Origin of the sequence: Variovorax sp. PMC12 (assembly GCF_003019815.1) — a bacterium.
GTDB lineage: Bacteria > Pseudomonadota > Gammaproteobacteria > Burkholderiales > Burkholderiaceae_C > Variovorax.
Genome location: NZ_CP027773.1, coordinates 1,967,388 through 1,982,869 on the forward strand (window position 1 = coordinate 1,967,388; position 15,482 = coordinate 1,982,869).

The window sequence follows — 15,482 nt, forward strand, 5'->3', positions numbered from 1 at the left end:
AGGGCGCGATCACGCCGACGGGGTACCTTGCTCCGCGAATGCCCCCCGGCCTGCGGCCTCCTCCTTTATTTCGCTGCACAGGACGGCCATTCAAGCAGCGTGAACGCCCGCAGCAGCCATTCGACCGGGCCATAGGCAAAGCGCTGCATCCACCAGCGGCTCAGCAGCAGTTGCACCGCGAAAATGGAGAACGCAAACCCGAAGCTGGCGAGCGGCCCGACCGAGCCCATCAGCCGCAGTCCGTAAGCCAGGAAGATCCACGCGCACACCAGCGACTGCAGCAGGTAGTTGGACAGCGCCATGCGCCCCGCCGGCGCGAGCCACGCGACAAGCGCCCGCCCGCGCGGCGCCTGGAACAGCAGCACCAGCCCCGACGCATAGGCGGCGGTGAGGAAAGGCGCGGTGAGCAGGCCGAGCGCAAGGCCGACCACCTCGCGGCCGCCGTCGCCGGAGCGCGTGGTCGAGAGGGCATAGAACATGGCGCCCGGCACGCCGATGAGCAGCCCGCAGAAGAACAGGCGCTTGAACAACGGGCGGTGCGCGCCCGCATCCGCCAGCAGCAGGCCGCGCCGCCCGGCGATGAAGCCCGCCAAGAACATCGCCAGCGCCGTCGGTGCCTGCGCGAATGCGAGCACCACCCACACCTGCGCCAGCTCGCGCACATGCTGGGCGATGACCGTTGCAGGGGTGCCCCGGTAGGCTTCCAGCGCCGCGAAGGCCTCGGCATGAAGACTCAGGGTGTCGGCATCCACGCCCGTGCGCGTCATCAGGTAGCCGAGGCTGGCCCACAGCAGCGATGTGAGCAGCACCAGGCTGACCGCCCAGAACGCCATGACGCCGTCGCCGCGACGCCGCAGCAACAGCAGCACGCCGCCGATCACCGCGTAGGTCGTGAGGATGTCGCCGTGGTACAGCACCACCGCATGCAGCAGGCCCAGCACCCACAGCCCCGCCAGCCGCCGCAACATGCGCGGCGCGAAGGGCCTGCCGTCTCGCTCGGCCGACTGCATCTGCAACGTGAAGCTGTAGCCGAACAGGAACGAGAACAGCAGGTAGAACTTGGTCTCGAACAGCAAGGAGCGCGCGAACAGCGCCGCGCGCTCCACCGCCGACTGGGCCATCGGGTCGGACAGGCCCAGGCCGTAGAACGGCGACGAGAAGCTCGCGATGTTCACCACCAGGATGCCGAGCAGCGCGAAGCCGCGCAGGGCATCGACCAGCGGCTGCCGCTCGTGGGACGGAGGCACCGTGCTCATGCCGCCTCCACCGGGCGCAGGCTCATGACGGGCTTGCGCTTCTGCACGATGCCGTGGATGGTTTCCATCAGGAGCCGCGCGCCCTCGCCCGGCTCGCCGTTGCGCCGCACCGTGAGCCCCACCGGGCCTTCGGTGCTGCTGGTGTCGATGGCCACGCGCTCGAGCTCGCCGCGCGCCACAAAGCCTTCGACCGCACCCTGCGGCGCGAACCACACCGCATCGGAGCGCTGGAGCAGCCCGATGGCAAAGCTGGTGTCGGTCGCCTCCACCTGCCGGTTGGGCAGGGCCACGCCCTGCGCAATGAGAAAGGCGTCCGCCGTGTGGCGGATCAGCGAGCCCGACACCGGCAGCACCAGCGGGTAGCCGGCCAGCGCATCGAGCGCCGGCTTGCGCCGCGAGGCCAGCGGATGCCCCGGCCGCACCACCAGCAGCAAGGGTTCGCTGTAGAGATGCTCGAAGGCGAGATCGGCCATGGCCGAGGCCTGCGCGAGCCGGCCCAGCACAAGGTCGATTTCACCCTGGCGCAGCTGCGTCATCAACTGCGCGTTGATGCCGCTGACCACCCGCACGCGCAGCGCCGGATGCGAGGCATGCAGCAAAGCCACCGCCTCCGGCAGCAGGTTGGCCACCATGTTGGGCAGCGCGCCGACGGCCACGTGCAGTTGGTCGGCCTCGGGCATGTCCATGGCCAGGCCCAGGCCTTCGCTCAGCCCGCGCAGCGCAGACACGGCATGGCGCACCAGCACTTCGGCGGCCGGCGTGAGCTCGACGCCGCGGCGGCGCCGCAGCAGCAGCGGGCGGCCGATGATTTCTTCCAGCTCAGCCACGGTCTTGGACACCGCCGGTTGCGTGAGCGACAGCGCCTTGGCGGCGCGCACCAGGTTGCGCTCCTGCGCCACCATCACCAGGCATTGCAGGTGGCGCAGCTTCAGGCGCGCAAAGTTCATGGCTGACATCGGTCTTCCCTTGGAGCGACGGGCTTGCAAATATAACCAGCCGGAATACCTGGCAGAAGAGCTTTCAGTTGTGCCGGCCCCGCCGCCGGCCTAGAGTTGCCTCAGACAAGGAGACAAGCCAAGACATGAACACCGTTTTCAAGAACGCCCTGGGCGGCGCGCGCCGCCGCTTTGCTGTAGCTGCTGCCTGTGCGGCGCTGCTGCCGCTGGGCTTCAGCGCCACGGCGGCGCAGGCGGCCGACGCCCCCTACCCGGCCAAGGCGGTGAAGCTGCTCACCAACTTCCCGGCCGGCGGCCCCATCGACATCCTCGCCCGCGCGCTGGCCGACGCGCTGCAGAAAGACCTGAAGCAGCCCTTCATCGTCGACAACCGCCCCGGCGCGGGCGGCAACATCGGCGCCGACCTGGTGGCCAAGAGCCCGGCCGACGGCTACACGGTGCTGCTGGGCATCGACACCACCTTCACCATCAACCCGCACCTCTATGCGTCGATGCCCTTCGCGGCCAAGGACCTGAAGCCGCTGATGATCTTCAGCTCGTCGGGCCTGAGCTTTGGCGTGGCGGGCAACGTGAAGGCGAAGACGCTGCCCGAGTTCATCGCGCAGGCCAAGGCCGAGCGCGCCACCTTCAGCTCGGCCGGCAACGGCAGCCCGGGCCACATCGCCGCCGAGATCTTCGCGAGCGAGACCGGCGCGAAGATCACGCACGTGCCCTACAAGGGCAACGCGCCGGCGGTGCTGGCGCTGATGGGCGACGAAGTGCAGGCCGGCATCCTCGCCACGCCGGGGCTGCTGCCGCAGGTGCAGTCGGGCAAGCTGCGCGCCCTGGCCGTGACCGGCCGCCAGCGCTCGCCACTGCTGCCGCAGGTGCCCACCGTGGGCGAACTGGGGCTGAAGAACCTGGAGTTCGAGGTGCTCTACCTCGCGATGGTGCCGGCCGCCACGCCCGAGCCCGTGATGCAGACACTGCGCACGTCGCTTCAGAAGGCAATGGCGCTGCCCGAGGTCAAGTCGCGCCTTGCCACGCTCGACATGGTGCCCCTCGGAGAAACCGGCGCCGCCGCCAGCGACCACCTGACCGCCAGCCTTGCGCGCTACGGCCGCATCGTCAAGGCCACCGGCATGAAGGTCGACTGAACAGGGGCATGAGCGCCACACCTGGGTAAACCAGGGCAATGGTTGATTTGAACAATCGAATGCAGCGTCTTCAGAATCGTCCGCAACCGCGGACATCGCGGTCACACTCATTGGCCATTGCCTGAACCGAAGAAGACAAGGACCTGCACATCATGCTGCCGACCCACTCCCTCACCCGCCGCGCCACCCACCGCCTCGTCGGCATGCTGGCCGTAGCCGGCTTCACGGCGGCTTTTGCCACCGGTGCCGCCGCCCAGGCCAAGCTGGACACCCCGCTGCACATCGTGGTCGGGTATGCGCCCGGCGGCGCCACCGACCGCGTGGCGCGCGTGGTGGCCGACAAGCTCGGCACCAAGCTGGGCGTGGCGGTCATCGTCGACAACAAGCCCGGCGCGGGCGGCCGCCTCGCGGCGCAGCAGGTGAAGGTCACGCCGGCCAACCAGAACGTGCTGATGCTCGCCAACCCCGCCGTCATGGTGGTGGCGCCGCTGGTCTTCAAGGACAACAACTACGACCCCGACCGCGACTTCGTGCCCGTGTCGCACGTCAACGACTACGACTTCGCGCTCGCCGTGTCGCCCACCCTGCCGGTGCGCGAACTGAGCCACCTGCTCGCATGGATGCGCGCCAACCCCGACCAGGCCAACGTGGGCGTGCCCGCCACCGGCAGCCTGCCGCACTTCTTCGGGCTCATGGTGGGCGAGAAGGCCAAGGTGCAGACCCAGGTGATCGGCTACCGCGGCTCCGCGCCGCTGCTGAACGACCTGATCGGCGGGCAGGTGCCCATTGCCGTCGACACCGAAGACGTGGTGCTGCCGCAGCACGCGGCGGGCAAGCTGCGCATCCTGGCGCTGTCGGGCGCCAAGCGCTCGCCGTTCGCGCCGAACATTCCCACCTTCAAGGAAGCCGGCCTCGACCTGGCCGCCACCGGCTGGAACACATTCTTCGCGCCGACCACCATGCCCAAGGCCAAGGTCGAGCAGCTGGCCACCGCCATCCGCGAAGTCATGCAAGACCCGGACACGCAACGCAAGTTCAAGGACTCCGGCATGACGCCCGTGGTCAGCACCCAGGCGCAGACCGTGGCCATGCTGAAGGCCTACCGCACGCAGTGGGCGCCGGTCGTCCAGAAGTCCGGCTACCAGCCCTGAAGAAAAAGAACTCCAGGAGATATATGACCAGACCCAACATCATCTTCATCGTGGCCGACGACCTCGGCTATGCCGACCTCGGCTGCTACGGCGGGCGCGATGCCGCCTTCGGCCCCGTGTCGCCCGTGCTCGACGGCCTGGCCGCCAACGGCCTGAAGCTCACGCAGGGCTACGCCAACTCGCCCGTGTGCTCGCCCACCCGCTTCGGCATGATCACCGGCCGCTACCAGTACCGCCTGCGCGGCGCGGCCGAAGAGCCCATCAACAGCAAGAGCCGCGGCAGCACCACCCTGGGCCTGCCGACCGACCACCCCACCCTGCCCTCGTTGCTGAAGGCCAGCGGCTACCAGACCGCCCTCATCGGCAAATGGCACCTGGGCTACCCGCCCAGCTTCGGGCCGCTGCGCTCTGGGTACGACGAATTCTTCGGGCCCATGTCGGGCGGCGTCGACTACTTCACGCATTGCGACTCCACCGGCCGCCACGACCTGTGGTTCGGCGAAGAAGACAAGGTCGAAGAGGGCTACCTCACCGACATCCTCTCCAAGCGCGCAGTCGACTACGTCGACCGCATGGCAGAACTCCAGAAGAAAGAGGACGACGCGCCCTTCTTCCTGAGCCTGCACTACACCGCGCCCCACTGGCCGTGGGAAACCCGCGACGACGCGGCCAAGGCGCCGAACATCAAGGACAACCTGTTCGACCTGGCCGGCGGCAACATTCATGTGTACCGCCGCATGATCCATCACATGGACGAAGGCATCGGCTGGATCATGGCCGCGCTGGAAAAGCACGGCATGGCCGACAACACCCTGGTGGTGTTCACCAGCGACAACGGCGGCGAACGCTTCTCCGACAACTGGCCGCTGGTCGGCGGCAAGATGGACCTGACCGAAGGCGGCATCCGCGTGCCATGGATCGCCCACTGGCCCGCCGTGATCGGCAAGGGCGGCGAAAGCCCGCAGCTGTGCATGACCATGGACTGGTCGGCCACCATGCTCGACGCGGCCGGCGTGGCCGCGCACCCGGACTATCCGCTGGACGGCGTTTCGCTGATGCCCGTGCTCAAGGACGCGTCGAAGAGCTTCCGCCGCCCGCTGCACTGGCGCATGAACCATCGCGGACAAGAAGCGCTGCGCGACGGCGACTGGAAGTACCTGAAGGTGGACGGGAACGAGTACCTGTTCAACATCCCTGGGGATGAACGCGAGCGGGCTAATCTGGCGAAAAAGGAGCCTGAACGACTCGCTGCGATGCGGGCGGATTGGGCGGCTTGGAATGCGACTATGCCGGCTATTCCGGAGGATGCGACTGTGAGTTTGGGGTACTCGGTTAAGGATATGCCGCAGAGGTGACGGGCGGCAGCAAAGAGTGCCGTCGCAGTGCACGCGTGCGGCGCCGACGCCGACGCCGACGCCGACGCCGATTTGGACCAAATTAGTGACTCTGATCGCTCCGCCCTCTCCCAGTCCGTGGTCAAGGCATTTCATACCCATTGAATGACTGCTCAAGACGGCGGAATCAACCGATCGATGCAACAGTTTGACTAACCGCTTGTTGCCTTCGCGAAAGTCACGTTACCAAAGTACCCCCGGGTTCGGCGAAAACAGCCGCCGCATCTAGAGAGCATCAGGCGCAGACGTCAAGGCCTTGTAGATTTCGCCGTAATTCGCCGCCCGTCGAACTTCGCCCAAGAGCATGTCGCAGTCTGGAACCTTGGCCCTGACCCGCCGCACGCTCTCGAGCGTGCGCTTGTCAACATAAGTGACGTCCGCATAGGGCGCCAAGCAAAGCAGGTGCACATCATTCAAGTCACTGCCCTTTCGCTCCGGCTGGTCGTGCCCATGAACCCGCATGCCGTCCTCGATTACGGTGATCGGCAGGCGATTCCGCCTCGCCGTACGTTTTAGAGCGCGCCAGGGCAGCGCATCAGCATCGGCCACCATACGCAGCCGCTGATGGAAGACCAGCAGATCCTGCATCTCGCCGAAAGTCGCATCGCGATCGATGTCCTCGGGTTCGTGACCTGCGCTCAGTAGAAGCTGAATCACAGGTGGCACGATGTGGCTCCAAGGGCCCTGCAATGGCACCTGAGATGCAATTTCCGCGATGAACTGCCCCGCCAACGCGTCGGGATCCGCAATTCGCTTGTCTCCACGGGTGGCGATCTCGCGCGCCAGCGCCTGTCGTTGATGTAACAGTGCCCGACCCACGTCCCCAGGCGCGCGAAACGAGGCCTGCTCCAAATCTTTGATCCGGACGTGGTCAACGTTCGCCGCGCGCCATTTGGAGATTGCGGCTACACGCCTGGCGTTCTCTTGCTGAGCGTTCAAGGCCTCCCGCAGATGGCGCCAGTCCTTGAAGATGTCGGGAAGTGCATCCGCGCCGGAACCGAACGAAAAAATACGGGGGCGCGTCAGCTCGCGTACGCCATGCACATCAGCGTCGGGGAAGTCATAGGCCGCGCAGACTTCCATTCGCCAAGCATCGAACACAGAGCCTGGACCTGCCTCCTTAGATCGGATCCACGCCAACAACGGCCAACTCTGAATGAAGCGCAGACGCTCGTCCACCAACGAATCATCTCGATGCTGCATGAGCTCCTGCACCTGATGCCAGCTGAGCAGCAACACCCACCCGCGCTCAATGAGCCGCGGAACGAACGAACGTGCCGCCTCCTGTCGACTGCGGACCGGGGACGCCCAATCGAGGGCCAATCCCGCTAGATGCGACGAGTCCATTGCGAAGAAGCGCGTGCGAAGGACTGGGCTGGCGGGGGTCATGTGGACATCCGACCTGCTGACTCGCGCTGAACATCCATGACGACCTCTTCGCCATCAAACCAGCCCTGATTGATAACAAAGCTCTTGATGCGCTCCGGAGCAGAGGAGTACGCAACGAGTGCAAGGCTTTCTTTAGCCCTGCTTGCGGTCACGTAGAACAATCGTCTGGTCGCTTCAACGGTTTTGTCGCCCGCGGCCTTGCCTCCGAAGAGATCCTCGTACTTAAAAAGGAAGCCTCGCGCTTCCGTGTCGTCCATTACGACCATGACACGGTCGAACTCGAGTCCTTTGACACCCTGATGCGTATCGAAATGAGCCTTGCCAGCAAGGTACTCGGCCATGGGCTCAACTTGCGAAAATGGCGCCTTCAGGAAGGCTTGGATCGCGAGATCCCGTTCAGACTGGCGGTCCTCACTTTCATCTTCGGCAGAGGACGTTGCAGCCGCTGCTTCAATGGCTCCCGAGCCATGCGCGATAAGGGCATCGGGAAGCTCAAGCAGATTGCATCGGGCGGTGAATTGAAGAATGCTGAGCAGCGAAGGATCAGCGTTGCTTTCCCACAGGCCCTCCAGCTGCGTCAAAAGGTCGTCCACTGCCGCAAGCGATGCCCGCGTGTCTTTGGACTGCTTAAGCGCCGATGCACTAAGCAGAGGCGAATGTGTTTTGAGGATGCGGGCTACCGCAAAACGGTCCTTTGCCCGCCTGGCTTTTACAAGTGGCAAGACCTGCTCTGAGAAAAAGCGGAACGCGGGCAGGCTCCCTCCCAGAAAACTCGTGCGCCAGCCCTCGTAGTCATAGAGCGCCGCGAACGCTTCTAGGAAACCGAGGCGGGCCGCGGCCATCCGGTGCTCAAGGGTCAGTGTCTTGACGGCACGCTGCTGAGACCAATTGTTATCGCCCGTAACCTCAGCCATGTGTGTGCGGATTGCGCTCTCAATTTGTGGCTTGTTCGTGGTGTTGCTTGAAAGAATGAAGAATCTAATGAGCCCCTCCGTGGCCTCATCTGGTGTTTCCTGGTGCTGTTTGTCAGTGGTGCTGCGGACCTTGTTAATGAGCTTGACGATGCGCTTGGGGCATCGGTAATTCATCACTTTCTTCGGCCTTGCCCAATCCGCTGGCAACTCATTGCCGAGGCCATCTTTTCCGTCCGAATAGATGCGCTGCATCATGTCGCCGAGTAGCCCGAGCACAAGCCTTCCCTTCAGGCTGGCCTGCGCTACAAACAAGGCATCGACCAGATGCTTGTTCGTGTCTTGGCTTTCGTCAATGAGAAGTACAGGATGGCGGCCGGCAAGGATGCTTTGCATCGCAGGCTTTGTCCTCAGGAAGTAAGCCGTGAGTTTCAGCACCTCTACGTGGTTCAGGGCGTCACGGCCTCGGTTGTCGCCGACAGGGCTGTACGTGAAGGTCTTGACGTTCGGCAGATTCCGGAGCCGCTTCGTTTTAGACTCAATCTTGCTAAGACGGGTCGCAGACGCCTTGGTCCCTTTTCTTCCCTTGGCCTCTTCGGCTCTCAGATCTGCAATGTCTTCAGCCAGATCAACTTTCAGCCACTCAAAAATGTCGCGATTGAGCCCCTCGATCAATGACCATGCAAAGCTATGGATGGTTCGCACATCGATGAGCGGATCGAACAGAAGGCGACTCTTGATCTCATCGCTGGCAGCGTTGGTGAAGGTAATGACCGCGACTCGCTGGCCCTTCACGCGTAGCCGCTCGCTCATCGTCTTCTGAACGTGCTGAAGCGCGGTCACGAGCGACCGGGTCTTTCCGGACCCGGCCCCTGCAAACAGAAAAAAGCTCTGGGGCGTGTCAAGGTTCAGGCAAGCGGCGATCTCCACGTCAACCTGCGCATCGTTCAGCTGCATATCTAATGTGGCGGCTGGCATCATGCTGCCACCAGCGCACTGCCCTGAGCTGCGTCGCTGGCCGGCACCAGGACGAGTGCTATGGCGCCTTTCCCGAGCACGTCAACTTCCTTGCGTTTGAGTTGGTCTGCGAGCCAAGCAAGGCCCTTGTCGATGTATGCAGGAACGGTCAGCGCATCGATTTCAGTGCTGTACAGGAGCTCCATAGCAAATTCGGCCTTACCTCCTTTGGCGAGGCCATCAAAGACGCGTTTGGCTAAGTCCGCGGCGTCTGTGCTTGCCTCGATAGCTTCCCGAAATCGTCCCAATAAACCGGCACCCTTCATGCCTTTAAAGATCGAGAGATTCTCATATACAAGAGCATCTTCAAAGGTGTTAGCAAGAAGCTCAGTTGGCACCCCTTTCTTGAACTGCAAAAGGACCGGTTGCTGGTAGGCCACGCGGACTCCGTAACCACTCTCATCGGTAATCGAAAGCGCTTTCTCAGGCTTGTCGAGCAGGTTGTCGAATGACTCATCCTTTGGACACCACGACTTCAGCGACTCGTTTCGCGTAAGGAGTCCGTCGCCCCGCGCAGGTGGAACGGATTTCCCACCCTTGTCTTTTGCATCGATGTCCGTAATGACGAGGGTATTCAAGCCAAGATGCTCGATGAGATCCTTAAGCCGATGGGCATGGCTCCCGCCGATCTCTAGCCATGTCACGTAGCACCTACGCAGGAACTCATACTTGTCTCTCGATCGAACGAAATGCGGCACGATGATTCGCTCAGCCGGTCCTTCAACAAAGACGGCGCCGTCAGCAAAGAAAAGGTCGCAATGCGTGGCCTTCAGGTAGCGTTTGACAAACCGCCCGGTCTCGTCTTCGTCTCCAAAAGTCTCGGAAAGATTGACGACGCTAGACATCGGCACCGAGCCTTCAACGGCTTTCACAGGCAGCCGACGGAAGTAACGAAGCGACGCGAACTCGGCCTCATGCGCGATGTGGCTCGAATGTGTGCTCACGACGAGTTGGGTGCGAAGGTCAGTTGAACCTTTCAGCTTGTCGTGTTTGCGCAGCACTTCATAGGCTTGGTTGATGAAGACTTGCTGGACCTGCGCGTGCAGGTGGGCTTCAGGCTCCTCGATGAGCACCAGATGCAACGGCGGGATCAAGTCATCCGCTTCGAGCGTGCTACTGGCGGCCTTCCCAACGCGCATCCACTTGTCGCGAAAGCTCATCAGGGCAAACACGATCGATACGAGATTCTGGTATCCAAGACCGTTGGATTCTTCAGGTAAGCGATGGACGAGATTGCCTCCGGCAGTCTGATGGGTCGGTACAACATACTGGACGGCAGAGGCATGGTTAAGCCCCTCTACCGGCTTTATATTTGTTGAGATCGTCAGCTTCGGATCGGAAACACCTGGATAGCCTATATCTTCGAGCTCTTTGAGTGCAACTGCGAAGCTTTCGGTGAGGCGCTTTCCGAAGGCGGACTGTGCACCGTAGAGTGCCTTCAGGGCTTCGAGATCCTCTGGCTTCGGCTGATCAAACGGGTCAAGATGCTGCGTGTAGTACTGACGAAGCTGGCTTGAAAGCTTGCGACCGCCTGGTCGCGAATCCTCTTGGTCTTCCTCCCCCCGGGCATTCGTCGAAGAAAAGCCGAAGCCACGCTGTGCATTGATTTCGTCGATGCGAATAATCTTTCGCAATGGATCTCCTTCGACTGGCTCGCTGCCCTCTGGTAACGGTTGGGGCGAAGCAATGCCGCCAACCGGTGCCTTCAGCTTGTCTGGATCAAGGAGGTAGGCCCGCACCTCGAAGGTTGTGCGCAGCTTGACGGCAAGGTAATCCGTCAGCGAGCGCGGCCAGATAGAAAAGCCCTCCGGTGGTGCAACCGGGGGTTCAGCTGCGTCGTTGGCGGCCATGACGGCTTCGGCGCCGCGCTTTGCCTTTAAGTAGTCCTGCCTGAGCGCCACCGCGTCTTTTGGCTCGAACCGAAGTCGGACGCCAATAAGCGATCCCGCCCAATCGAGAGTGGGCAGGATTTTCTGTACATGATGAAGTTCATCCGTTGGCACTTTCAGCCACACATCGAGGTGCGGTAATACCGAATCCCAGTCGAACACCTCCTCCTCTGCGCCCGTCTGGGAATCTGCCCATCGGCTCCCCTGCGTGTCAAGCGCAGCCCAGTTGGATAGCGTGAAATCATTGATCGAGAACTCACCACGTTTGACGAGGAATTGGCGAAGAGCGACCATTGCGGAGGTCTTGCCGCTGTTGTTCGCGCCGACGAACACGGTTGTATTGGTCGCGAGGTCGACGCGTACCCTTTGGAGCTTGCGGAACTGCCCGATTTCTACATGCTGGATGTGCAACGGTATCTCCTCTTCTTGCGATCGTTAGTGTTGATCTCTACGTAACCTTGTCGCAATGGCGATCTGCATCAAATGCGGAGAACGAAGAAGCACTCAAAGCAATGCGCGTTGAGCAGATTTCAGAAACCTGAATCGCAAGACGCGTTTGTCTTAGGTGATGCGCTGCGCATCAGGGCATTCTGATGCCCGTAGAACAATTTGCGGATCGGCATTGGAACCCTCCTCGACGCGACATTAACGTGGAGGAAAGTTCCAGAGCATCCCGTCTTTGTGGGATGCCCTGGGACGTCAGCCGATCCCGCCTGCCCTCGCCCCCACGCTGACCTCTAACAACATCTCTGCCTCCCGCGCCAAATCCGCAGCAATCCAAAGCATGTGATCCCGATGCTTCTCCCCCGCCTCCTCGAACCACCCATTGCCGTCGCCATAACAGCACCACAGCAGCGAGTTCAGCTGTGCCAGTTTGATTTCGAGCAGTTCTCTTGCCTCATCGGCTGTCGGGGTGGTGTTCGCCGTGGGCTTCGTAGTGCCGCGTGTGCGGCGGGGAGATTTGGGCGCAGAACGCCCGGCCATAATTCGCTCAGCCATTTGGTGTGCTTCCTCTGAAAAGTTGTGCACGTCATGTGGTCAGACGGTCAGGGTGTTTGCGCGCCCTGGCCGTCGCCTTTTGTGCCTCACGTTCGCACCGATGCACCAAGGGAGCACCGGCAACCCGCCGTGAGGTGGGCGGTTCATCAATTCACTTGATCAGTCGTTCGGGGAGTTCCTTTTCAAGGTGTTCGTCGCCCACAAGGAGGGGCGTCTTGCGGCAGGGGCATTCACTGTAGAGAAGCGAAGCCGAGCAAGAGAAAAGATTTCGTCGAGGATTTCTCGAATCGGCGAGATATCTGCCGGGACACTGCGGCGAGACACAAAGCTCTGACAGTTGGGAGCTGTTGCTCACTGAAATACCGGTGCGAGGCGCTCTCGTCTTTATGTTCGCCAAGGCTGCACATGGACCGAGTCACCCGGATTCGCGAGGCATTTCGATTCGACCAGGCTGCCTGATTTAGGAAAATCTCTTGATGGACATCATCTGCGACCTTTTTCTTGCGACACCAATCCAGGGAGACACGCCCTGGCTGAAGAAACTGGCGCTATTCCATCGCGAGTTTGTTCCAAAGCCGGAGCGGGCGTATGCAGGTTTTCTTGGCCTGAACATCTCCAGGCTCATGGCCGTCGCGCATGTCACGACGGCCCGCAAGGATCGCATTGGGATCTTGAGCATTCCCGTGCGATACAGGGACTCGACACGACTGACTGAAGCCGAGGCAATGGCGGCTGCGGTGCGCCAGTATCCAGATTGGAGTTTGTCGACAAGGTCGAGCTACCCCGCGCTTGGCAACCCGATGTTCTACAGCTTCTTCGGCGGTCCGATCAGTGCCGAGCCGTCAGACGAAGAACGTGCAGGTGGAGGCAACATCGCAATCGACTCGCTCGACGGCCATGCGTGGGTGGGAGACGAGATGGCGATCTACCACTACGACTATTGCAACCTCCTATGAAGACTTTGGACGAGCAGTCGAACTCGTTCAAGACGTTGGCAGCCCGTCACTCAATGCGAGCAAGCTCTGCCTCGATATCGCCTCGCAGCCGCAGCGGATCGACGACGACAATCTTGCCCTCAGGGGTAGGAAAGACGGCAACCTTCATGCGGTCCTTGGCAAGCCCAGGAAGCCATTTCTCGATCCATTCATGAACTTCGATTGGCGTCAGGATCACCTGCGCCCATGAGTCCACGGCCAGCATGCGCGCATAGGGCTCATGCGGCCACACGGGAAACATCGGCGCTCCCGTTTCGTCTGAAATCGAAACCCAGCCATCGGGAGAGCGGAGGCCCCAGACGGCCTCCCAGTCGGCGACCTGACCAATGAAATGCGAGTACCGGGCAGGCCCCTCTAGCTTGAATACGGCCGCAATTTCCTGTTCACGCAGCTGCTTCATCGAGGGCTCTCGCTGACCGAATCCAGATAGCGCGGCCTGGAAGACCGCGTTCCTTTCAATCAAGCCGGATCAAACCCCGGCGCCGAATTGATCTCCGTCGGCTTGTAGATCTTGTGCTGCGCCACGCCGCTGCCCGCATCGGTCACCACCAGCAGGCGCCACAGCGGCTCGCGCACGGAGCAGTCGCTTTCTTCCTTGCTGAGCTTGAAGCTGGGCACGCCGGGCGCGGTGCCCTTGACGACCACGCGCAGCAGGGTCTGGCCCTTGGCGCTGGACACTTCGAGGTCGAAGCCCTTGCCGGTCATGTTCTCGGCCTTGTAGCCGTAGCCGGTGAAGTGCTTGACGACGTATTCGAGGGCAGCGGCCTGCACCTGTTCGGGCGATGCCTTGTTGTCGCCGCCGCCTGCCGCGCCCGCATTGGCCGTGGTCGAGATGGGCTGCGGCACGTTGCCGCGCGCCCTGGCGGCCTGCACTTCGGCGTCGGTGGGCGTCCAGCCGCTCGGGCCGCGCACGAGCACGGCCAGCTTGTGCTCGGGCTCCCAGCTGGCAACGTGCCATTCGTCGTCGTCGCGCACGCGGGTGGACACCTTGGCGTCCTTGTTGCTCTCGACTTCGAGGATGGCGATGCGGTTGGTCTGCACCACGGCGCGGAAGCCGCTGCCGCTGTCATAGCTGCGCTTGAGCAGCGCGAGCCGGTCTTTGGCGCGCTGTATCTGTTGCGCGTTGCGTTCGCCGCCGCCGGCGCGGTGGTGCACGTCGAGCGACTCGAGGTAGAACCAGCGCCCGTTGGCCGCCACGTTCACCCATTCGGCCCAGATGGTGGCGATGATGTTGTCGCCGGTGGCCAGCCAGGCATGCTCGAAGGGCTTGTCGCGAGCGTCGAACACACCCATTTTTGCAACGATCTCGACCGGTGTGAGCCGCGGGCCCGAGAGCCGCATCTCGTCGATCACAGTGAGTACGCGGGGGTCGACTTCCTTGTCCATTCAGTGGAATTCTGGTGAGTTTGAGGGGGTGGGGAGTATGCCGCATCGACCGGCAGGGCAGCCGGTGGATGCGGGCATGGGTGCATCAGGCGCCGCTTCAGCCGGCGAACGGCACGCTGCGGTAGGGGCTGCGCGCATCGCTGAGCAGCATGCGGTTGGTGCGAAGCAGATGCTCTTCGCGCGCATCGGAGTACTTCCAGATGAGCCCGCCCGCGATGTATGCGGCGCTCACTTGCGACCAGCTGGAGTAGGCCTCGCGCATCTTGGTGGCGAGGCCGCCGGCAAAGCCCGCGAACTCGGCGCGCTCGATGTAGCCGAGCTGCACCGCCCAGCGCGAAAGGCTGGCAAGGCGCACGGCGTCCCACGCGACCAGGTCGGGCACATCGGCCGCGGAGACCTGGAAGTGCTTGCGCAGGGCCTCGACCCAGCTCGGGCTGCCGGTCATCAACGCCGACAGCTCCTGCGTCGACTTGCCGCTCTGCGCGGCGAGCTGGCGATAGTCGAGGCTCTTGCGCGCCTTGATCTGGAAGAACGCGGGAAAGAAGGCCTCCATGGCCATCCGCAGCAGCATGGGCGTTTCCCGCGTGGCGGTGTCGATGGCAGCCACTGCATTCCACAGCGGGCGGTAGGCCGAGCGCTGGCCCTCGTCGACCAGCCAGCGGGCAGTCTGCTCGAAGCTGGCGCGGTCGTGCACGCTCCAGACGTCGGCGATGCCCTCGCGCAGCACGTCGCTGTCCTTGCCGGTGGCCACCGCGTTCACGAAGTCGCCATTGAAAGCAGACAGCGGCGCACTGAGCGTGACCAGCCATTGCTCTTGCCCCGTGAGCACCTCGGCGGTGTCGAAGTGAAGCTTGTCGTTGTCCATCAGCGCGTGGCCGAGGGTATCCATCATCCCCATTGAAACTCCCTGTGATCGAAGCCAAACGGACCGGGTTGGCGTGGCGGGCACGCCGCAGCCCGCGGAACGGCACATGTTAACCAGCATGGGCGGCAGGATACCGAG

13 protein-coding genes are annotated in these 15,482 nt (G+C 62.7%); 4 read left to right on the top strand and 9 right to left on the bottom strand.

All coding sequences use genetic code 11. From position 1 onward, the window contains the following. Nucleotides 1–65 precede the first annotated feature (65 nt). Both C4F17_RS09155 and pcaQ read right to left on the bottom strand, forming a co-directional pair. Complete coding sequence (locus C4F17_RS09155; protein ID WP_106935023.1) at nucleotides 66–1,256, bottom strand: DUF418 domain-containing protein; 1,191 nt, start codon at nucleotides 1,254–1,256, stop codon at nucleotides 66–68. Further along, nucleotides 1,253–2,212 (bottom strand): pca operon transcription factor PcaQ, encoded by a 960-nt coding sequence (pcaQ, locus tag C4F17_RS09160; protein ID WP_106935024.1) that lies wholly within the window; start codon nucleotides 2,210–2,212, stop codon nucleotides 1,253–1,255. Before pcaQ ends, C4F17_RS09155 begins: the two co-directional genes overlap by 4 nt. Before the next feature lie 125 nt (nucleotides 2,213–2,337). Between pcaQ and C4F17_RS09165 the strand changes: the two genes are divergently transcribed. The 3 genes from C4F17_RS09165 (at nucleotide 2,338) to C4F17_RS09175 (ending at nucleotide 5,854) form a co-directional block, all read left to right on the top strand. Further along, nucleotides 2,338–3,348 (top strand): Bug family tripartite tricarboxylate transporter substrate binding protein, encoded by a 1,011-nt coding sequence (locus C4F17_RS09165; RefSeq protein ID WP_106935025.1) that lies wholly within the window; start codon nucleotides 2,338–2,340, stop codon nucleotides 3,346–3,348. A gap of 152 nt (nucleotides 3,349–3,500) precedes the next feature. After that, nucleotides 3,501–4,499 carry a Bug family tripartite tricarboxylate transporter substrate binding protein gene (locus C4F17_RS09170; RefSeq protein ID WP_199851937.1) on the top strand — a complete coding sequence of 333 codons (999 nt, stop codon included), beginning with the start codon at nucleotides 3,501–3,503 and terminating at the stop codon, nucleotides 4,497–4,499. Between the two features lie 23 nt (nucleotides 4,500–4,522). After that, nucleotides 4,523–5,854, top strand: a complete 1,332-nt coding sequence (locus tag C4F17_RS09175; RefSeq protein ID WP_106935026.1) for a sulfatase family protein — start codon at nucleotides 4,523–4,525, stop codon at nucleotides 5,852–5,854. Nucleotides 5,855–6,118: 264 nt separating this feature from the next. On the opposite strand, the gene C4F17_RS09180 is transcribed toward C4F17_RS09175, so the two are convergent. From C4F17_RS09180 to C4F17_RS09195, 4 genes are all read right to left on the bottom strand, one after another. Further along, a complete protein-coding gene (locus tag C4F17_RS09180) occupies nucleotides 6,119–7,282 on the bottom strand; it encodes a hypothetical protein (RefSeq protein WP_159053628.1) in 1,164 nt (387 codons plus the stop codon). Further along, nucleotides 7,279–9,174, bottom strand: a complete 1,896-nt coding sequence (locus C4F17_RS09185; protein ID WP_106935028.1) for a UvrD-helicase domain-containing protein — start codon at nucleotides 9,172–9,174, stop codon at nucleotides 7,279–7,281. The genes C4F17_RS09180 and C4F17_RS09185 overlap by 4 nt, the downstream gene beginning before the upstream one ends. After that, entirely contained in the window at nucleotides 9,171–11,510 is a 2,340-nt protein-coding gene (locus C4F17_RS09190) for an AAA family ATPase (protein WP_106935029.1), read from the bottom strand. The genes C4F17_RS09185 and C4F17_RS09190 overlap by 4 nt, the downstream gene beginning before the upstream one ends. 288 nt (nucleotides 11,511–11,798) lie before the next feature. After that, nucleotides 11,799–12,098, bottom strand: a complete 300-nt coding sequence (locus C4F17_RS09195; protein ID WP_106935030.1) for a hypothetical protein — start codon at nucleotides 12,096–12,098, stop codon at nucleotides 11,799–11,801. A 476-nt stretch (nucleotides 12,099–12,574) separates the two neighbouring features. Between C4F17_RS09195 and C4F17_RS09200 the strand changes: the two genes are divergently transcribed. Next, entirely contained in the window at nucleotides 12,575–13,054 is a 480-nt protein-coding gene (locus C4F17_RS09200) for a hypothetical protein (protein WP_106935031.1), read from the top strand. 46 nt (nucleotides 13,055–13,100) lie between these two features. Here the strand turns inward: C4F17_RS09200 and C4F17_RS09205 are convergent, their stop codons facing one another. The 3 genes from C4F17_RS09205 to C4F17_RS09215 all read right to left on the bottom strand — a co-directional run bounded on the left by C4F17_RS09205 (nucleotide 13,101) and on the right by C4F17_RS09215 (nucleotide 15,371). Further along, complete coding sequence (locus C4F17_RS09205; protein ID WP_106935032.1) at nucleotides 13,101–13,493, bottom strand: DUF2750 domain-containing protein; 393 nt, start codon at nucleotides 13,491–13,493, stop codon at nucleotides 13,101–13,103. A 59-nt stretch (nucleotides 13,494–13,552) separates the two neighbouring features. Next, the gene (locus tag C4F17_RS09210; protein ID WP_106935033.1) at nucleotides 13,553–14,479 is read right to left on the bottom strand and encodes a DUF3883 domain-containing protein; all 927 of its coding nucleotides are present in this window, start codon (nucleotides 14,477–14,479) and stop codon (nucleotides 13,553–13,555) included. 97 nt (nucleotides 14,480–14,576) lie between these two features. Beyond that, nucleotides 14,577–15,371 (bottom strand): DUF1266 domain-containing protein, encoded by a 795-nt coding sequence (locus C4F17_RS09215; protein ID WP_159053630.1) that lies wholly within the window; start codon nucleotides 15,369–15,371, stop codon nucleotides 14,577–14,579. Between the last annotated feature and the right edge of the window lie 111 nt (nucleotides 15,372–15,482).